The organism is Dysgonomonas termitidis (assembly GCF_042654545.1).
Taxonomy (GTDB): Bacteria; Bacteroidota; Bacteroidia; order Bacteroidales; family Dysgonomonadaceae; genus Dysgonomonas; species Dysgonomonas termitidis.
Genome location: NZ_JBHSGN010000015.1, coordinates 59,291 through 79,777, shown reverse-complemented (window position 1 = coordinate 79,777; position 20,487 = coordinate 59,291). Strand labels below are relative to the sequence as shown.

At 39.3% G+C, this 20,487-nt stretch carries 12 protein-coding genes; 8 read left to right on the top strand and 4 right to left on the bottom strand.

The genetic code is table 11. From position 1 onward, the window contains the following. Positions 1 to 88: 88 nt before the first annotated feature. Genes ACFO6W_RS02800 through ACFO6W_RS02785 form a run of 4 tightly spaced genes read right to left on the bottom strand, consistent with a single transcriptional unit; the run spans position 89 to position 2,408 of the window. A complete protein-coding gene (locus ACFO6W_RS02800) occupies positions 89 to 292 on the bottom strand; it encodes a hypothetical protein (RefSeq protein WP_379993804.1) in 204 nt (67 codons plus the stop codon). Positions 293 to 339: 47 nt separating this feature from the next. Beyond that, positions 340 to 843 carry a DUF1858 domain-containing protein gene (locus tag ACFO6W_RS02795; protein WP_379993803.1) on the bottom strand — a complete coding sequence of 168 codons (504 nt, stop codon included), beginning with the start codon at positions 841 to 843 and terminating at the stop codon, positions 340 to 342. A 3-nt stretch (positions 844 to 846) separates the two neighbouring features. Next, positions 847 to 2,079 carry a DUF438 domain-containing protein gene (locus tag ACFO6W_RS02790; protein WP_379993802.1) on the bottom strand — a complete coding sequence of 411 codons (1,233 nt, stop codon included), beginning with the start codon at positions 2,077 to 2,079 and terminating at the stop codon, positions 847 to 849. 2 nt (positions 2,080 to 2,081) lie between these two features. After that, positions 2,082 to 2,408: a cupin domain-containing protein gene (locus tag ACFO6W_RS02785; RefSeq protein WP_379993801.1), complete on the bottom strand. Its 327-nt coding sequence runs from the start codon at positions 2,406 to 2,408 to the stop codon at positions 2,082 to 2,084. A 1,027-nt stretch (positions 2,409 to 3,435) separates the two neighbouring features. On the opposite strand from ACFO6W_RS02785, the gene ACFO6W_RS02780 reads away from it, so the two are divergent. The 8 genes from ACFO6W_RS02780 to ACFO6W_RS02745 all read left to right on the top strand — a co-directional run bounded on the left by ACFO6W_RS02780 (position 3,436) and on the right by ACFO6W_RS02745 (position 20,407). Then, positions 3,436 to 4,875 (top strand): sialate O-acetylesterase, encoded by a 1,440-nt coding sequence (locus ACFO6W_RS02780; protein ID WP_379993800.1) that lies wholly within the window; start codon positions 3,436 to 3,438, stop codon positions 4,873 to 4,875. A 30-nt stretch (positions 4,876 to 4,905) separates the two neighbouring features. Continuing rightward, positions 4,906 to 6,630: a hypothetical protein gene (locus ACFO6W_RS02775; protein ID WP_379993799.1), complete on the top strand. Its 1,725-nt coding sequence runs from the start codon at positions 4,906 to 4,908 to the stop codon at positions 6,628 to 6,630. Between the two features lie 9 nt (positions 6,631 to 6,639). Beyond that, the gene (locus tag ACFO6W_RS02770; protein WP_379993798.1) at positions 6,640 to 9,015 is read left to right on the top strand and encodes a hypothetical protein; all 2,376 of its coding nucleotides are present in this window, start codon (positions 6,640 to 6,642) and stop codon (positions 9,013 to 9,015) included. 312 nt (positions 9,016 to 9,327) lie between these two features. Then, on the top strand, positions 9,328 to 11,877 hold the full coding sequence (locus ACFO6W_RS02765; protein WP_379993797.1) for a Kelch repeat-containing protein: 2,550 nt from the start codon (positions 9,328 to 9,330) through the stop codon (positions 11,875 to 11,877). Between the two features lie 567 nt (positions 11,878 to 12,444). Then, positions 12,445 to 15,597, top strand: coding sequence for a SusC/RagA family TonB-linked outer membrane protein (locus ACFO6W_RS02760; protein ID WP_379993796.1), 3,153 nt, complete (start codon positions 12,445 to 12,447; stop codon positions 15,595 to 15,597). A gap of 18 nt (positions 15,598 to 15,615) precedes the next feature. Further along, positions 15,616 to 17,751 (top strand): RagB/SusD family nutrient uptake outer membrane protein, encoded by a 2,136-nt coding sequence (locus tag ACFO6W_RS02755; protein ID WP_379993795.1) that lies wholly within the window; start codon positions 15,616 to 15,618, stop codon positions 17,749 to 17,751. A gap of 17 nt (positions 17,752 to 17,768) precedes the next feature. Continuing rightward, a complete protein-coding gene (locus ACFO6W_RS02750) occupies positions 17,769 to 18,539 on the top strand; it encodes a DUF3823 domain-containing protein (RefSeq protein WP_379993793.1) in 771 nt (256 codons plus the stop codon). A 101-nt stretch (positions 18,540 to 18,640) separates the two neighbouring features. Continuing rightward, a complete protein-coding gene (locus tag ACFO6W_RS02745; protein WP_379993792.1) occupies positions 18,641 to 20,407 on the top strand; it encodes a hypothetical protein in 1,767 nt (588 codons plus the stop codon). Positions 20,408 to 20,487 lie beyond the last annotated feature (80 nt).

Below are 20,487 nucleotides of genomic sequence, written 5' to 3'. Positions count from 1 at the left end.
GAAAATATTGTGCTGAAAGGCATGCAAAGGACACAAAACTAAAGAACGATTTTCGTCATATATTATTTACTTTTCGGCTATTCATTCCTCAATATCTGGCTCCGCCGATTTTTAATTCAAAGAGCCAATAGCTGTCAGTAGTGTATAGATAAACTTCTGCGAAAAAAAATACAATCTCGTTTGCCCTGATTTTCTTCTTTCTCCGGTTTTTTAGTTTGGGTTGAGCACGGAACTGATTATCCGGTTTGTAGTTTTCCACAGCATATTCAGTATATGCTGTGGAAAATATCATAAAAAGGGGGTCTTTTAAGCTACTTGCAAATTCTTATTTAATAACTATTATTCCTTTACGAAAAAATGATTATTCCCCCGGCTCCATACTTTAAAGCCTTTCGATTTTAAAATATCGATAATTGGTATAGGTTTAAATGGTGTAATTATCTGTAATATCTGCTTTCCTTCTAACTCCGACGACAGTTTCAGTATTTCCTGCATGGGGCTCTCTCCTGATTCTATTACAGGGCGGGCATCAAAGCGGATGCTTATCTTGCTTTCATCAAACCAGACGGGCATGGCAGTATCTTCAACATTATCTGTATCTTCATTAATTGTAATTTCCGATAACCCTGCGGCCTTCCTTAGTTCCTGAATGAGCAGAGGCGGGGAGATCCCCGCGACCCCTGCTGCCTGTTGCAATGATGTAACCTTGGCAATGGTACGGCGCAACACAGGATTCTTCAATTTGGAGAAAACGGGGGACAGTTCAATTAGTTTGCTTTCCAGGTGGGGATAAGACTCCAGCAGGTTTGCAACTTTGGTCTGTAGATTGATATCCGTTTTCATTGCTTACCTCGCTGCGTAAGATAACAGACGCTGGTCGCCTTCCAGCTTGCGTAAATCTGTTATATCCTGTGTGACTTCCATTACTCCCAGATATTCGCCGTCATTTCCCCGGAGCGCGGTGTATTCGATATAAACAAAACGGCCCATGAATGAAGAGATCCAGAATGCAGCGACATTTTCTTTCCCGCTTTTAAAATCATTAATTATCTGCTCTACGATATGTACGCTTCCCGGAGGATGGCATAAGCGTACATCCCTGCCTATAATGGAACGGTTACGTTCAAAGACCTTTTTTGTGCCATGCGAGAAGAATTTCACTTTATCATCCTTATCTACAAAAGTGACATCGACAGGCAATGTCTTGAATATTGTTTCCAGTTCTTTTGTGGTAAAACTACCGGATGAAAGATGTATCGCATCGCCTTCTTTATAAGTAAGCTCTCCGGCTTCTACCGCTTCGGGAGTCCATTCCGTTTGCGGATCATACAGGCTGAATCCGAATTGCGGGGTTTCCTTATATATCTGATACCAGTCTTTATCGGTGAGCGTGTCGAGGCACATTGGTAACAATATCTCCTCTTCTTTCATTATCATGCCTTCGATGGCGTCGGTAACAGGTAAAAGAACCAGCAGGATCAGGGCAGGGACTTCTTCGGTGGAAACATCTTTCGCCAGGAGGGACTCATGTGCGGCTTTCAGCAGTTCGCGTGTTTCGTCATGTTTGCCCCACATTACCTTCGGAGGCCCTGTAATACCTGCTTTTTCGAGAAACGGGAATAGCAGGTATTCTTTCCGTTTGTAATGTTTATCTACATCCGACAGATAGTTAAAGATACTTTTCATCTGTAAAAGATATTCTTTAACTTCTTCATCCTTAAGTTTGTTCCCTTTGTCGAACAGAGCCTTTGCTTTTTCGATATATTCTTCCAGGGCGCGGTTTTCCCGCTTGAAAGTATCTACCGGATGTCCCGGTGCTACTACTTTCGCTGCGGATGTATCTATACTTCCATCCAGCACAGCTGTATGTATATCGCAAAAGCGCAGGACTTCCTCTTCGGGTAGGCCCTCGGATATAAGTTCCTGTTCTACTTCCACTACTTCATTGTAGGGAACAGAACGCAACAGTTCAACTAATCGTTTCCGTACAATTTCGGGAGCTTCATTATTATGTAGCTGAAGGATCAGGTGCTTGAGCAATTCCTTCCTTTTCTGCGAATTGTTTATTACTTCACTCATGGTTATCCTCTTATCATGGTTAATAGCATTTTGAATCTTTCTACAGCAAATAAGGCATGAGAGATATTGGCTGGCATAATGATAGTCTCCCCTTGTTTAAGCAATACGGGATTACCACCGATCTTGATTTCTACTTTTCCATCGAGTACCTGAACCATCGCATCGAATGGTGCTGTGTGTTCGCTCAACCCCTGGCCTTTGTCGAAAGAGAACAGGGTAATGTTTCCTGCGTTGCTTTTGAGCACTTGTTTGCTGATGACTCCTCCGTCAGAATAATCGACGAGTTCGGATAAGTGTAGGACTGTTCCTTTTTCAAATATATTATTCATCTTCTTTATTGTTTTTTGATTTCACAATGTGAAGGTATTAAGATAATAACAAGTAATCTGTCACATTTGTTACACTCCGGGAATCTGTTATAAATAATTATGATATTATTTTCCTGCTTTAATACTGAAAATCAATAATTGTCCTGTGATCTGATTTATTTTTTACTACAAGACAATAGAAAAAAAACTGATGTTAATTCTTTTACTCTGCATTAAAAATGAAAAAGTTGACAAACTTTACAACTTTTGCACATTTTCTTACTTTTTATGATAGCTTTTAGCCGTTGGTAACGCGAAGCGGCAAAACCTGTAATTGTTAAAAAAAGGTGACAAAAGTAACAGATATATCAGTTAACAGTAAACAGTTAGCAGTAAACAACTTGTATCCCGTTTCTTGTCTACTTGTATCTTGTTTACTTGTAACTCGTAACCGCTTTAATCAATACTTCAAAGAGCTATAAGCTAATAGCTAACGGCTAAAAGCTATATATAGATAAAGTATTTTCCAATAATCGAGCGGTTATTTTCATGATAATTTCAATTCGTTTTCAAGGCTCTGGTCAGAAGCGGCAATGCTTTTAGGGAGTCACTTCAAAAGTATTTGTGACAGAGTGTTTTATGATGGTTTGACTGTGTGCAAAAGTAAATACTGGCATATACCGGTATAGAGCAGGTTTTGCAGGATACTATCTGGTTTCCTGTTATAAACAGCACTCTTTAAGTCCCTATATCTAAATATATTTTTAATTAATGGTTAATTAATGCTAATGGTAAGGATCAGGACAGATATTTGTGTAAATTATGTCGCAAATCTAATTTAAACACGAAATAGCCAAATGGGCTATTTATGAATGACCTGAAAAAGTTTATAGACGATGTTTGGTAATTTTCTCTTTAATTGTAGAATACCAAAGTTCTTATTCTTTGGGAAAAACACTATTATTCCACCGTTTAAAAATCATTTTTTAATTTCTCATCAAAATTAAAAACCTCAAAGAAATCACAGTAAAATAACATATAATTAATTATGAATAAGAAAATACTGATCATTATAAGTTTTATTTGTTTTGCGTTTAGTGCGTATTCCAGAGTGAACTTACCGTCCATATTGAGCGACAATATGGTATTACAGCAACAAACTAATGTAAAATTATGGGGAGAAGCTAAGGCTAATGTACAGATTAATATCAAAACATCCTGGAACCAAAAAGTATATACTGTAAATTCGGATGCAACCGGAAAATGGCTTCTGCCGGTGACTACCCCTGTGGCGGGAGGCCCTTATGAAATATCTTTTAATGATGGGGACGAACTGGTATTAAAAAATGTCCTTATCGGCGAAGTCTGGTTTTGTTCGGGGCAATCAAATATGGAAATGCCGATGAAGGGATTTGACAGGCAGCCAGTAGAAGGGACTAACGAAATCATAGCCAAAGCCAAGGCCAGGATACCTCTAAGAATGTATACTACCGATTCACGGGACGGGCAATGGGTGCGTCAGTTTAGTAAGCAACCCCAATCTGACTGTAAAGGCACCTGGTTGGAAAACACATCGGAAAATGTAGCCAATATTAGTGCAGTCGCTTATATATTTGCACAGTATATTCAGGAGATACTGGAAGTTCCCGTTGGCATCATTGTCTCCTCATGGGGTGGATCAAAAGTAGAGGCATGGATGAGCCGGGAAGCTATAGCTCCTTTTAAGGAAATAGATCTGGCTATATTGTCTAATGATGAACCCGTTAAAAATCCGACCGCTACACCCAGTGTGCTGTATAATGCTAAAATAGCGCCTCTTACTAACTTCGCGATTAAAGGATTCCTTTGGTATCAGGGCGAAAGCAACCGGGATAACGCGACCCTTTATAAGAACCTGATGGCCGCTTTTGTAAACGACCTTCGTTCGAAATGGCAAGTCGGTGAGTTTCCTTTCTATTATGTGCAAATAGCCCCGTTCAATTACGAAGGAGCGAATGGAACATCGGCAGCCCGTTTAATGGAAGTACAGATGCAAAACCTTCAGGATATACCCAATTCAGGAATGGTAACCACTCTCGATATTGGGAATCCGGTATTTATACATCCGGTAGATAAGATAACAGTTGGTAAAAGGCTTGCACTATGGGCATTAGGCCAAACGTATAATAGAAAAGGCTTTGGCTATAAGCCTGCGATCTATAAATCTATGGAGATTGCCGGAGAGAAAATATACATTAATTTCGATAATTCACCAAGAGGGCTTTATCCTATGTGGACACAGATAAAAGGTTTTGAAATAGCTGGAGAAGACAGGGTATTCTATCCCGCAAAAGCAGAAATTGAGACTAAATCATGTCGTTTGGCTGTATCAAGTGAAAAGGTAACTTCACCGGTTGCTGTCAGATATGCTTACAGGAATTATGCGGAAGCGGGTGTTTTTGGTGTTGATGGTATTCCCGTTGCACCTTTCAGGACTGATGATTGGTAAGAATACAATATAAAAGAGAGCAATATTGAAATGATCATAAAGAAACTTCAGGCACTATGCTTGTTACCGGTACTGTTTTCCATAAACAGTCTGGCTATAGGCGATGGGGTAAGAGGATGGATTATCCTTTCTGATAATATGGATAATGCTGTCAAAACAATAAAGGCCGCTAAAGAGTATAATATCAATCAGCTTCAGCTTTCTCATCAGATTATTCATGATCTGAGGGAAGTCAAAGATAAAACAGTATGCGCCCGCGTCAATAATCTTGCCCGTATTGCACACTCCGAAAACATTGATGAGGTATTAGTCTGGGATCATAGCTTCTATGCTTTAAACTATTATCCCGATTGTTTCAAAACAGGGCCGGAAGGGACAATCGATCTTGATAATGCTGGATTCTGGGAATGGTACAAAGAGGATTATCGCCGGATGATGGACCTTGTACCCGAGATCGACGGGCTTGTTTTGACTTTTATTGAAACCGGGGCATATGCCGAAAGGCAATATTCTGTAAAAATGCCGACCCCGGAAGAAAAATTAGCTGCCGTGGTAAACGCTGTAGCCGATGTAGTGATCGGGGAAAAGGGGAAAAAACTATACATCCGTACATTTGCTTATTCAGAAGAAGAATATGCCGGGATCGTGGGGTGTATTAAGCATATCAAAAATGAAAAAGTCGCTTTAATGATAAAGGAAGTTCCCCATGACTTTTTTCTAACCCATCCGAACGATCCGTTTATAGGAAGGCTTGACAGACCTGCGATCGTAGAATTCGACACAGGTAATGAGTATAATGGGCAGGGAGTTATCGCGAATACATGGGCAGGGTATGTTATGAATCGGTGGAAAGATTTTATAAACCGGCCGAATGTTGCCGGATATGTTGCCAGGACCGACCGTTATGGAACTACAAAAATAGCAGGAACTCCCAATGAAATATTATTATATGCATTAAAGCGTACAACGGAAGACCGGTTTATCTCAGAGGATCAGGTCTATGATGAATTTATCAGATCAAGATATGGAGAAGAAGTTTTACAGCCGCTTAAGAGTGCTTTTAAGAAATCCTTTGATATCATAACGTCAATCCTTTATACTCTTGGGACTAATACTGCGGATCACTCTTCCCTGAATTATGAATTTAACAAATGGAGTTATAGCCGGCACGTATCGGGAAGGTGGATAGATCCCCCGCTTGTTTTCGTTAAACATGATGTTAACAAAGAATTCCATTATTGGAAAGATGTAATCAATCATATAGCTCCTTCGCGATACAAAACCATGGATTCTCCATTGTGTACCGAAGCAAAACATGTATTGGATCAGGGATGGATAATTTCTTCTGAACAAATGGACAGTACATATTACAACTATATACTGACTGAAAAACAATATGGGGTCAAACTTGCATCACAAGCATTGGCCGAGGTAGAAAAAACAAAAAATATATTGCCTTCAAAAGATTATGAAGAACTGTATCAACTTTTTAATCGGACCTATCTTACTGCCCGTCTGCATGAAGCTGTTTGCACGGCATACTATGGAAACAGGATTTTTAAGAGAGAAAAGGAGTATCATCCGATGAATTTAAAAGAACGGGTCATTTCCTCCCTTGATAGCATACAAAAGATATCGGAAGAAATGAGATTACTGAAAAATACCTATCCTGTAGGCCAATATGACTGGTTGGGAGATGCCGGTAAAGCGTTACAATATAGAGACTGGATTCAGGTGGAATTGTCGGATGAATAAATTATGTAAATGAAAAAGAATATATTGACTATCTTCTTATTTATATCCTGCTGTATGTCTGCCCAGAAAAATATTTATCCGGGAGCAGATGAAAAAAGCTTGTCTCGCGCGCAATATTTTACATGGATCAATAATACAAACGAAGGTCCGGCCGAAGGGCAGACTCTCATAAATCTGGATTTTTTCGAATGGCTAAGAAAAGAGTATGGAATGTCTTTAGATATATATGCGTTTGATGCAGGACTAATAGATGGGAAAAATTTTTATGGGACAATGGATTCTGATCGTTTCAGAAGAAATTTCCCGAACGGATTGACTCCCGTTTATGAAAAAGCCGGATTAAATGATATCCGTTTAGGACTCTGGGGTGGCCCCGACGGATTTGGTGATACTCCCGCAGAAACATCGAAAAGAAAAAATATGCTGATTTCATTATGCCGGGATTATAACTGGGCTTTATTTAAGTTCGATGCGGTATGCGGTCCGTTAAGGAAAGAGAAAGAAGACGACTTCATCGATATGATGGAACAGTGCAGGCTATATTCTCCCGACTTAATACTATTAAACCATCGTTTGGGGCTGGATAAGGCAAAACCATATGCTACCACTTTTCTCTGGGAAGGACGTGAATCATATATTGATGTGAATTCCAGGAACAATACAACGGCCATCCATAACCGGGTAGGTAATATGGAAAGGGGGCTTGTCCCCGGATTGAAAAGGCTGACTGAGGATCATGGGGTATGCCTTTCTTCCTGCCTTGATTATTGGGCCGATGACCTAATCTTACAAGCCTTTGGCCGCTCATTGATTTTGGCTCCGCAAATATATGGCAATCCGTGGTTACTGTCGGATAATGAATTTCCTAAGCTGGCAAGGATATATAATCTGCATAGGAAATTTTCTAAAATTCTGGTGAATGGGATAAAGCTTCCCGGCAGCTATGGAAAGGATGCGGTTTCGAGGGGTGATGAAAAGACAAGATTGATAACCCTGAAAAATTTAGGATGGACAGCCAAAGAGATTACTGTTACATTAAATGACGAAATAGGCTTAAGTAAAAGCCAGTGGGTAAAAGCCAGACTGTTCCATCCTGTAGAAAGTATCCTGGGTACATTCAACTATGGTGCTTCTTTAAAAGTATTGGTGCCGCCCTTTCGTTCATTGTTACTATTTGTATCGTCATGTAATGAATTTAGCGAACCGGGAATTTCCGGGGTCGATTTTGAAATTGTGAAAAATGTTCCGGGTCAGCCTCTTGTGATACGTCTTTTAGGATTTCCAGGATCGTCAGCCGATATAAAAATGAATAATATCGCCAAAGCAAAAAGGGCTGAAATTGAGGGTGAAGATGTTTCCTATATGAAAACAGGCAAATCAGTGAGAATTAAGTTCGATGGGGATAAACTGAAAAATCATTATCATAGAAAATTAGCGGATATGCAACCTCTTGATATTCCGTCAGATGTATCCCGTATGTATGAAACGGCTGTGTTTGCGGCTGATAATAATGCTATGGAGGTACGCTCGTTATATCGGTCGGGTCAGACGGGCATACCACAGGTAAAAGCCGCCCGTGACGCCTTTTTTAATCAATCAGCTTTCGTTAATCGTGGAATATGGGATAAACAGTTGTTCGATGGAGATATGAATACGGGCTTCTGGGCATCGGGACGACGCGGAGATATAAGGGTAAAGGGTGGTTGTTTCCGCTTGGATATGGGTGAATCCTTATTTGTTGACAGTATCGTTTTAAAAGTTAACAATGAATATGAACTGCAGCCATTCTTGGTTGATGAAGGGCAATTTGCATACATATCATCTGACCTCAACAAATGGAAATCGATCACATTTCTGGCAGGGACTACAATGAATATACAGATAGGGGAGGAAATGCGGTTCCTGAAAATGAGCCCTTTCCCTGATGCGATCTCTGAAATAGAGGTGTATAGCAATGGCCGGAAAATTTCATCTGAAAAATTCAGGGCGAGCAATCTTTTTGCTGATTCTAACGTAATGAAATGTGCAAAAGTCTGGCAGGCAAACTTCCGGTTGGATGAGATCGCAAAAAATAGCTATTTAGTTTTAGCTGTTAATGGGAAACATGGTGTAGAAGGAGCTTATGCTGTTCTGAAAATCGGTGATAATTATATTGGAGCGCCTTCCCGTGCTGTTTCTTTTCCTGCTAATCCTTGGGAAAATAAGGTATCAGAATCTGAATCGAATTATAGTTATTTTTTCCCTTTAACAAAAGATATGGTAAATAAACGGATTGAGGCTTTTGTTATGGGGTATAATACCAATGGGTTAGACCTTGTGCCGCAGATTTGGATAACATCTTATCCTGTCCCATATTCGGAAAAGACAATGGTTATTTATCGCTGATGCCGGATAAGTGTTAAAAGGGTGACTTCTCATAGAAGTTTCACTTCTGATGTGTAATTTTAGCAGTTGTAAGATGATAGCGTGTATCGGGGTGGAATCAGTTAACCAAAGAAAAAGGACAGAAAAACATGGTTTTATTGCAATGTCGTAGAATTCAGGTAGCAATACTCAAAATTTAATACCTTAAACTGCTGAGCATAATTGTATTATATGCTTCTTGTCTAATTTGGGTATAATATTCACCGGACCTTAAATATCCTAAAAAATAAAACATAAATAAAGATGCAGGAAATTATAAACATATATGTTTGTTTGAAAATTAGAATTATAGTGTTCTGCATATTTATCAGTCTTTTTGCTCCTGCTGTTTTCTCCCAGGAGCCTCAATATGGATTAAAATTCAATTCAAACACCTATGAGCCTGAAATGCGTACCGGCTTAAATCTCAGTCCGGATGATTATCTGTCTTTTTCTGATGGATTTTCTATGGCATTTAATGCGAAATTCCATTTCAAGGATATACACAACTATGGCTATATATTTAGAATAATTAATGAAAAAGGAAATAGCATAGACCTTATAATGGGAGATATTAATGTAGTTTTTTCCATGCTTTCGGGAGATATTGTATGTAGCAATACATTAGCTGAGGTGGATATGATTCCTGAACAATGGATGCCGATCCGGCTGAACATAGATATCGGGAATGAAGAATTGGAAATAAAGATAGGGAAATATGTAAAGAAATGGAATACGCCCGAAATCCGGAAGTTCTGTGATGTGAAAATCATGTTTGGAAAAACCGATTATCTGAAAAAACAGGCGATTGATGTGCCGGATATGACCATCAAGGATTTGGAAATAAGAGATATGTCAAAAAAACTACAATATTCATGGAAACTTTCTAAGCATACTTCCGGGGGAGTCTATGATGATGTAAAATATTATTTTGCTAAATGCGAAAATCCTAATTGGGTTTTGGATTATAATGGAACCTGGGAAAAAAGAATAACTTTTACAACAGGGATAAGTCCTTATTTGACATACGATTTTGATAAAAATATTGTGACCGTTGCTGATCAGCGTTCATTTTATATTTTTACTGTAAAAGATAATCTGTTCGAAAAACATACGGTAAATAAAAAACTTTCCTATAAAATGTCATCCAACCAGATGATCTACAATCCGCTGGACTCTGGTTTCTACGCGTATAATTTAATAAAAGAAGACAGTGCCAAAGAATTTGTCCGCTTCAATCTTGATAAAAGGGAATGGGGTGCAACTACGGTACATGAGCATACTACTGATTACAGGCACCATAACAGATACTTCTCTCCTAAATATAACCGTTTATATATATTTGGAGGATACGGGCATCTGAAATATAAAGGAGGCGTATTTATTTATGATGTCAAGGATAAAACCTGGTCCAAAACAGTACTGAAAGGAGATAGTATAGCACCCAGATATTTAGGCGGGATGGGCGAAATAGATGAAGACCATCTGTTGCTTTTTGGCGGTTATGGAAGTGAAACCGGAGATCAGGCTCTTCAACCCCAGTTTTATTATGATTCTTATATTATCAATTTGAAGACAATGGAGGCCAAAAAGATCTGGACATTGGAAAATCCTCTCGAAAATTTTGTTGTTTCAAACTCATTGGTTGTAGACTCTAAAAATAAATGTTTTTATGCTTTAGGTTTTCCCTCTATGAAATATAATTCTCATATTTCATTATATAAGTTTTCATTAGAGAAACCGGAATATGAGATTATGGCCGATCAGATTCCTATTAAATTTAAGGATGTATTTTCATATGTGGATTTATTTTATGACGTATCTGATAAAAAACTTATTGCGGCTACTGTTTCACCGATAGCTGATACTACCTCCAATATATCGATCTATTCATTGGCATTCCCTCCCTTGAAAAATTCAGATTTATATCAATCAGAAACGAAGGAAACGAACATATCTTTATTTATCTTGCCATTACTCTTCTTTATCTTTTTACTTTCCGCTTTGTATTTTGTGTGGAGAAAAAGGAAGAATATCAATACGGAACAGCATCAGATATTAGACGAAAAGACAGAATTTCCGGTGCCGCATACCGGAGTAAATATGGTGAGGATATTGCCCAAAAAGTCAATAATCCTGTTTGGCGGGTTTCAGGTGGTTGATAAGCAGGGAATTGATATAACGTCTGATTTTAAGCCTTTGTTGAAAAATCTCTTTTTACTTATATTTCTACATACAATCAAAAATGGTAAAGGGATTTCTTTCACAAGATTGAAAGATATCTTATGGTTTGATAAAAGTGAAGAGAGTGCCAATAACAATCGTGGCGTTGCATTAAGTAAAATCCGGCAGATATTGGATAATGTGGGGGTAATAAGCTTTAACAAAAAAGGGATATATTGGAGTGTCGAATTTGGAGATGATGTCTACTGCGATTATTATGAAGCGCTTATTCTGATGGAAAAAATAAAGGGAAATGATGTAACTATCAGTGATATCAAAAGACTTCTGTCAATTGTTTCAGCAGGAGAACTCCTCCCCAATCTGCAAACAGAATGGATAGATGCCTTCAAATCGGATTTTTCGAACGAATTGGTCGATCTGATCCTGCAGTTAATCCGGCAAAAGAATATAGTATTTTCAGATTCTCTTCTTATCGAAATGGCTAATGCTTTATTCATCCATGATCCGTTAAATGAGGATGCTTTAAAACTAAAATGCTCAGTGTCTGTAAAGATGGGCAAAAATGGATTGGCCAGAAATGCTTATAATGCTTTTGTCAAAGAATACGCTGTTCTGTTCGGAACGGAGTATAAATATTCTTTTGAGCAGGTAATAAGTTGAATAAAAATATATGACGTAACGTAGACCTTTCTTTTTTTAATATATATAGTTCCCCATAACTTCAAATAGTTGTTTCCTTCCGGCTTTTTTAGGGGTCTCATCTGATCCGGGAGGATATTCACCTTTCTTCCGGTATCCTCTCTATACAGATTTTTATATAATCTGTATATGGAATTATGGGCTTCCTTTCAAAATACATTGTGTATGTGATTGCTGTGTAATTTGTTGTATGTGCGAACTTTATATCGATAATTGATCCGGGATTATATCAATTAATTTAATAAAAAAATAAGATTTTTTTCAATTAATGATTAATTAAGGAAAACGGTAAAGGTTCAAATTCAAATTTGTATCTCCATCAGAATGTTTTTAAACGTTTAATTATACTATGAAAAAAATCTATTTTATTCTAACTCTGATAAGAATGCCATGCCTGATCCTCCTAGATGACAGTAAACCGAAATCTGTAAAATTCTATTTATTATTTGTTACCTTATAAAATTGTAATTTATGAATATTCATTTATCTAAAAAGTTAGTGAAGAACAAAGTCTCGTTTTTTAAAGATATGAGAACTTTACTTCGGGTTTTTATGATATTATTGCTATGCATTGGATGTATTCAAGTAGCAAGTGCACAAAACAATACCAGAAAAATCACGGGAAAAATTGTTGATGAGAGTGGGGAGCCTGTAATTGGAGCTACAATTACAGTAGTAGTATCCGGAAAATCGACCGGGACAATAACCGATGTAGACGGCCATTTTTCGTTGGATGCTACTCCTAATACTACTTTAACCGTTTCATATATAGGATATTTAACCAAAAAGGTTAATGTAGAAGAAAAGAATCACTATGAGATTGTGTTAAGTGAAGATACCCAGCGGTTGGATGAAGTAATCGTTGTTGGATACGGGACTCAGAAAAAAGCGACGTTAATGGGCTCGGTTGCTGCTGTCGACAATAAAGAGTTGATAACAACCAAAAGCACTAATATACAAAATATGTTAACCGGTAAATTACCGGGTGTTAGGAATATTCAGAAAACTTCCGAGCCGGGGCAATTTACCAATCAGTTTGATATCCGCGGACTCGGATCCCCTTTACTGGTTGTGGATGGTGTGCCCCGCGGAGATTTACCACGTATGGACCCTAATGATATAGAAAGTATCTCTGTTTTGAAAGATGCATCGGCCGCAATCTATGGTGTACGTGCGGCAAATGGGGTTATATTGGTCACTACGAAAAAAGGAGAGAAAGGAAAAGCAAAAATCGAGTATTCGGGATATTATGGCATACAGACTCCTGCCGAGAGATTGGTTCCGCTCAATTCCAGGGATCGGGCCATATTATATAATGAGACAACGATGCGTAATCTCACCAATCCCATATTGACTTATAATGATGAATATTTTGCGAAACTGGCAAAGGGAGAAATGCCTGATACCGATTGGTATAGTGCAATACTGAAAAATACGGCACCACAGCAGCAGCAAAATCTTTCCATTAGCGGGGGGGCCGAGAAAATGGATTACTATATCAATTTTGGCTATACCGATCAGGGTAGTTTCTTTAGAACCAATTCTGCCAGTTACAACCGTTACAACTTGAGGACAAATGTAAATGCACAGATAACCAAAGATCTCAAAGGCGGTGTCAAGTTAAATATGATCATGGACGAAACCAACCGGCAGAATATGTCGAGCTGGGAAGTTTTCAAAATGTTATGGCGTTCTCGTCCGACTGACCCGGTATATGCTAATGATACGGAACCATATTTCTATCATCCCGATGTGGAATTTAATCCGGCAGCGGTAATTCATCCGGAATTAGCAGGTTATGTAAAGGATAAAAAGAATATCTTCCAGTCCAATATGTATCTGGAATATACAGTTCCGTTTATCAAAGGTCTGTCGGCTCAGGCGATGTTCAGTTATGATAAAACCTTCAATGATAATGCCAATTTTAAGAAAGAGTATAACGAATATCGTTACAATGCCGTAACAGAAAAATATGAAGATGGTTGGTTACGAAACAGCAAAACCAATTTGACGCGTTCATATAGTACCAGCTATACAACCCTATGGAATGCGCGGCTTAATTACGATAACACATTTGCCGAAACACATCATGTAGGGGCCTTGTTGCTATATGAAGAAAATTATAGCCAGGGCTATGATTTCAGAGCATCCAGATATTTTGAAATACCTATTCCATACCTTTTCGCGGGTAATTCCGAGAATCAGGAAGGAACAGGGAGCGGCTTGTCCGAAAGTGCATTGAGGGCATTGGTCGGCAGGGTAAATTATGATTACAAAGGAAAGTATATGGCTGAATTCTCTTTCCGGTATGATGGTTCATCCAAATTTCCGAAAGGTAAACAATGGGGGTTCTTCCCGAGTGTGTTGCTGGCGTACCGTATTTCGGAAGAGCCTTTTATCAAGGATAATTTCCTCTTTTTACAAAACCTTAAGCTAAGGGGTACCTGGGGAAAACTTGGGGATGACGGAGCCTCTCAGTTCCAGTTTATAGAAGGTTATGATTATCCTCAATCATATCATAATAAGCAGAATCTTCCAAGAGGAACGGTGTTCGGCAATACTTTCGTTAATGCATTAGGGTTCCGGAGTGCGCCAAATCTGGACTTGACATGGTATACAGCTACAATGAAAAATATTGGGGTCGACGCCGACCTGTGGAATGGCTTGTTTGGGTTCTCTGTAGACCTGTTTCAACGCGATCGCGACGGCTTGTTGGATACGCCTCAAATAGTGGTTCCCAGTACATTTGGATCGGATATTTCCCAAGCCAATCTGAATTCTGACCGTACTAAGGGACTTGAACTGGAATTAAGGCATCGCAACAAGATAGGACAGTTCAGCTATAATGTGACCGGTACTATGCAGATAACACGAAGCATGTGGACTAAACGATTGCTCCCTGAATATGCGAACTCATATGATAACTGGCGTAATAATTATATAAACCGCTATAAGGATATTTGGTTTGGGAAAGGGTCGGCAGGAGTATATCAATCGTATAACGAGATCGCTAATTCCATCTATGCCGGTGCAGGCAGTCTTCCCGGTGATCCTATCTATGAGGATTGGAATGGCGATGGTGTGATTGACGATCAGGACAAATATCCGATTGCTACCACAACGAATTCAAACGACAATGGAGGGCTTCCGGGTACAAACCTGAACGATACGCGTAACTATCCCCTTATGAACTTTAGCTTTACACTGGGAGGGCAATGGAAATTTATCGATTTCAATATATTGTTCCAGGGTGCTGCTATGTCGTATATTGGCTATGGTGAACAATTGCTGAACCCGTTGTCGTGGGATGGAAATGCATTGGAAATGTTATTCGACAGATGGCATCCTGTTGATCCGAAGCAGGACCCGTACGCTCCTACAAATACATGGGTTTCAGGATATTATCCATATGGGAAAACCAGGGCAGAAGAAACTTCAAAATTTAACCTCCAGAGTGGTGCGTACTTACGTCTAAAAAGTGCGGAAATAGGCTTTACTATTCCTCAAAATATTGTTTCCGACAAATTAGGAGTTAAAAACCTGAGACTTTATGTAAATGCCTACAATCTGCTGACTATCACCGGGGTGAAAGGTCTTGATCCTGAAAAACCTTCAGAAACATATGGCTATCTATACCCGTTGAATCGGACATTTAACTTTGGCGGCTCAGTAACATTCTAAAATATAAAGATGATATATATGAAAAAGATACAGTTAATTACAGCTTTATTGGCAGTTTCATTGGGATGGCTGACATCCTGTGTGGATCTGGATATTACACCTACAACAATCATTACTTCTGAGGATATATATAATGAAAACGGGATTAAAGCTTACATGGCAGGAATGTATAACCATCTGCCCATGGAAGATTTCAAGTATGATGTCAATAGTGATGGTGTTGGTCAGGGTATAGGTGGCGGATACTTTGTCGGTAACGGATTAAGTGTTTGGACCTTTTGGAGTTCTACCGGAGAAATGGTTAACCGGAATAATACTGGTCTTGCGCTTCATCGTGCTGGTTATTGGAGTGGCGGATTTAAAATCATTCGTCAGGCAAACACATTGATCAACAATTTACCTAACTACCCGGAACTGGCTTCCCGGTCGAAAGCCTGGATAGCTGAAGCCAAGTTTATCCGTGCTTATGTTTATTTCCAATTGGCCAAACGTTTCGGCGGTTTGCCTAAAGTTTTTGAAGCTCAGGTATTAGATCCTAATGATGAATCGAAACTGTGGGTAACCCGCGAAAGTCATGCCGGTACTTATGACTTTATTCTAAAGGATTTAGACGAAGCTATTGCCGATATGCCGGATAAGAGCGAAGCGGGCCGTGCCAACAAATATGTCGCTGCGGCATTTAAGAGCCGTGTTGCTCTTCATGCTGCAACCACAGCTCGTTATGGATCAGAAAAATTCCCGGATTGGGAAGTCGATGGAGTATTGCTTCAGGGTATACCGTCGGGCCGAGCCAACGACTATTTCAAGCAAGCATGGGATGCGGCGAAATTAGTAGAGAACAGTACTTATTATGGACTCCACAGGGCGAATGCCAATAAAGCGGATAACTATGCCGAAGTATGGGAAAAATCTGACAATAACAAAGAATCCATATGGCTGCGTAAGTTTGATTTCAACATGTCAGTACATTCTTATAATTCTATGATGTGTCCACCTCGTATGGCAACTGAGGGTGGCGACCGTTTCAATCCGACTCTTGACTGGATAGAGCTATTCGATGGTTTGCCTCTTGATGCTAACGGCCATTTCAACGCTTTCGATGCAAATGGGAATTACATTGTATATGATAATTGCCAACAACTATGGGGAAATGTGGAACCGAGACTTAAGGCAAATATACTGATCCCCGGAAATCTCTATAAAGGAGGAATGAAACTTGATTTGCGTGCGGGTATTATCAAGGAAGCATATGATCCTGCCGTTGATAAGTTCAAGAAAATTACTGTGGATGATGGAGCTGCTGAAAGTAATCTCAATTCATCATCGATGTGGAATAAGGCTGCTTATCCGGACAAAAATCCTTTTCGCGAAAGAACTTTTCTCGACTGGTCCACATCTGCGTCAGCTGACCAGAGAGACCCGTATGTGCGATCGGATGGTGTGAAAATTTTCAAAAACGGATTGGATGGACCCAAAATTAACGGTACTTCCGGCACTAATACGATCTCTGGTTTCTTTGGTCGTAAATATCTGGATATTAGTTTACCAAAATCTGCTACCGTGCATCAAACCTCTACTCAGTCATGGATAGAGATAAGGTATGCCGAAGTGTTGCTCAACCGGGCTGAGGCTGCGATAGAGCTGGCTCAAAGTGGAGATGCAACATATAATGGGGCAAACATGTTGGACGATGCTTTCAACTGTATCAACGACATCCGCGATCGTGCCGGTGCTAAACTCCTGACAAGTACGGCTGAATTATCCACTGATCTGGCCTATACAAACTGGACAAATCCGGGTCCAAAAGGACAGGGTGGATTTGTGGAAGCTCCTAACAGGGCATTGCAGATTGTCCGTGTAGAAAGATATAAAGAACTGGCCTTCGAAAGTAAAATTTATTGGGATTTACTCCGGTGGTTTACTTACGATACTCAAATACGCCAGTATCGCAGGAGAGGACTATATTCGTTTATGTTCAGTAAGGGAGCAGTAGTGGACGATAACGGTATTCCTGACGGGAAGTATATATATGATGCTAAATCCTGTGAGGAAGGAAGCGGTAGGATTAGTTTCAATGTTAATAATTATTATGAAACTATCCCAAGTAATGAATTGAAAAATAATCCTTTACTGCAAAAGAACAGATTTCAGTAATTAAAAAAAGAGAAGATATGAACAGATTAAATTATTATATAGGATTGGTCTTATGCTGTGTATTGGCAGTGTCCTGCGAAATAGATAATTATGATATGCCGGATGCCACTATTGAAGGGGTACTTTACGATCATCACAATCAGCCTTTGCAAGTAAATCAGGGGTCAGGTTACATCCGCATGAGAGAAGTCAGTTGGTCGAAGCAAAATACGACTGTTTTTATAGGGAATCAGACGTTGAAAGTCCAACAGGATGGTACTTATCGCCATACCAAATGGTTTTCCGGGGAATATCGCATGTTACCGTATAGTGGAAACTTTTATCCGTATGATGATGAGAAGCTGGATGCGGATGATGCCGGTGAACTGGTGAAAATATCCGGTACTACTACCAGGGACTTTACAGTTACTCCTTATCTGACCATCGAATGGGTGAAAAAACCAACAGTTACGGCAGATAATTATGTTGAGTGTTCCGTTCGCTTCATTAGAAACCAAAAATCCGGCTATGAAATGCCTGATCTGAGAGAGGCTTATCTGCGTGTTTCACGATCTGTGAACGCTTCGGCTTTCGACAGCCAATTGTTTCCGACCAAAGTGGATTTAACCAATGATATGGAAGGAAAAGAAATTGCTTTTCGAACAAGCATCCCAGTTAAATATACAGGAATTGATTATTGGATAAGGATTTCCATGAATTGTAAGGCTGTTACCGGCAAACCGCAGACTAATTATCCGGGTATGGGGGCTGAGAATTTCTCAACTATTGAAAAGATACATGTTCCTTAAAAAGGAGTAATAAAAGGTTGTTGGTTCTCAAAACACAGTGTATTCTTCAAAATACACTGTGTTGTCTTTAAATATAAATTAATCCTCTTATACATAATGTCATGGATAAGAAAATATTAGTCGGAACAATTGTTTTCATATTATTGGTATTTTCACTAAATACTTATTCTCAGAAAAATGGCGGATATTGGAATAATAAGCTCCGGATCATGTCTTTTCGTATGCCTCCTCCCCCTGTAGATTATAATCCGTCGCTTATTGATCTTAACGGAGATGGAAGGCCTGATATAATTCGTTCCATGACCAGGGATAGTATCCCTGTCATGTGGATTGACGATGATCATGATATGACGTGGGCAGACATAGAAGGGGATACCAAAAATGATTGTTTACTGATTGACAGAAACAAGGATGGAATATACGGAGGTCAGGGTGATCTGATTATTGATTGGGTGGATACCGATAATGATGGAAAAGCCGATATGCAAATAGTCGTTGAATATCCGGCGAAAAGGACTGATGAAGTGTGGCCGAACGGACATTATATGATTGTTCTGGATCTTGACCACGATAATATATTTAATTATATTGACTGGAATACAATGCAGATAAAGAGTTGGGACAAAACGGGACTCTGCGATTTTTATACCGACTATAGCGGACAAACCGCATTCATGAAAATACATGCTTCTACATATAATATGCATGATGTGAGGCTAAACTGGGAAAATCCATTTCTTTTTTATGATAAGGATAATGACGGATTATCCGAAATGGCCATACGGGTTTTGGATTCAACAAAACGTACTGATGACAGCGCTCCGGGTAATAGCTATATAAACCAACAAGTGAGCGGCCAGGTTGATTGGGTATCTATAGCAATTGACATGGATAATGACAATGGGCCACAAAACGAGTTCGATTTTGACATGACAATCGGGTTTCAAGGTGAAGGCTTTAATTATATGGATCAGGTACACAAAATAAATAATCTCCGGGGACTACCGCAAACGGAGGCATTTTTCATTGATCCTCGGTGGCGGCAGTTGGACGAACTCATTTACCCCGATCACGAAGGTGCGTGGAATCTGATTTTTAACAGAGGAAAGTGGAATAGGGTAAACTTTGTCTGGGATGAAGATGGGGATTGTAAACGTTGGGAACGAGTTGAATTTTATGATCCCTTGGACCCGTTCAAAACAGGCTGGAAAGAAGGAGGAATTGATAATCACAAACAGTCGGATGCTTCAGGGGACCGCGGTGAATGGGATATGGATAATTCGGGTGGAGGTAAATTGTATGTAAGCAGATTCGATGGACGGGTTCATTTATACGGAGCAGAATGGGGCTGCTGGCGGATAGATCAGAATAATGATTTCTATCAGGGCTGGGATCGTTTATGGTTCGGACTGGATAAGAATCCCGAAAAATTTGCCACAGTGAAATACACAGATAACGATAATAACGGCTTCTTTGATTTAATTGAGTATGATATGGACGGTGATAAACAATTTGAGACGGTTATTAATCTCAAAAAATTAGGTATTGACGATCATTGTGTACTAATAAATATCTCCGGTTTTACATACGATGATTTTACTGCTCTTATGCGACAAATTTCCCACACTATGTGGAACAATGCGCTAAAAGCTTGTGAGGTAGCGGAACAGAACAATATAAATACGGCCTGGTATGCCTGGCTAAAACAAGTTTCGTCTTTAGAAGAAAAATATCAAAAAGGATATTGGTTGCAGTATTATTTGTATAAAGATCTGGAATATAGTTTTTTAAGGAGCCATGATGAGGAATCATTGGAAAAATTAAATAAAGCCTATTATTCCGGTAATTGGTCCGCAATGATAAAGTAATGTTGGTGCCTGTGTAGCGGATCTGTTCGTTTTGTTGCAGGATGCGGAATTTTTCTGCTTGATAGCCAATCTACCCGAAA

Coding starts and splice junctions, on each gene's coding strand:
- ACFO6W_RS02775 (WP_379993799.1), top strand. CDS start 4,906: ATGATCATAAAGAAACTTCAGGCACTATGCTTGTTACCGGTACTGTTT.
- ACFO6W_RS02755 (WP_379993795.1), top strand. CDS start 15,616: ATGAAAAAGATACAGTTAATTACAGCTTTATTGGCAGTTTCATTGGGA.
- ACFO6W_RS02800 (WP_379993804.1), bottom strand. CDS start 292: ATGATATTTTCCACAGCATATACTGAATATGCTGTGGAAAACTACAAA.
- ACFO6W_RS02770 (WP_379993798.1), top strand. CDS start 6,640: ATGAAAAAGAATATATTGACTATCTTCTTATTTATATCCTGCTGTATG.
- ACFO6W_RS02760 (WP_379993796.1), top strand. CDS start 12,445: ATGAGAACTTTACTTCGGGTTTTTATGATATTATTGCTATGCATTGGA.
- ACFO6W_RS02750 (WP_379993793.1), top strand. CDS start 17,769: ATGAACAGATTAAATTATTATATAGGATTGGTCTTATGCTGTGTATTG.
- ACFO6W_RS02745 (WP_379993792.1), top strand. CDS start 18,641: ATGGATAAGAAAATATTAGTCGGAACAATTGTTTTCATATTATTGGTA.
- ACFO6W_RS02785 (WP_379993801.1), bottom strand. CDS start 2,408: ATGAATAATATATTTGAAAAAGGAACAGTCCTACACTTATCCGAACTC.
- ACFO6W_RS02790 (WP_379993802.1), bottom strand. CDS start 2,079: ATGAGTGAAGTAATAAACAATTCGCAGAAAAGGAAGGAATTGCTCAAG.
- ACFO6W_RS02795 (WP_379993803.1), bottom strand. CDS start 843: ATGAAAACGGATATCAATCTACAGACCAAAGTTGCAAACCTGCTGGAG.
- ACFO6W_RS02780 (WP_379993800.1), top strand. CDS start 3,436: ATGAATAAGAAAATACTGATCATTATAAGTTTTATTTGTTTTGCGTTT.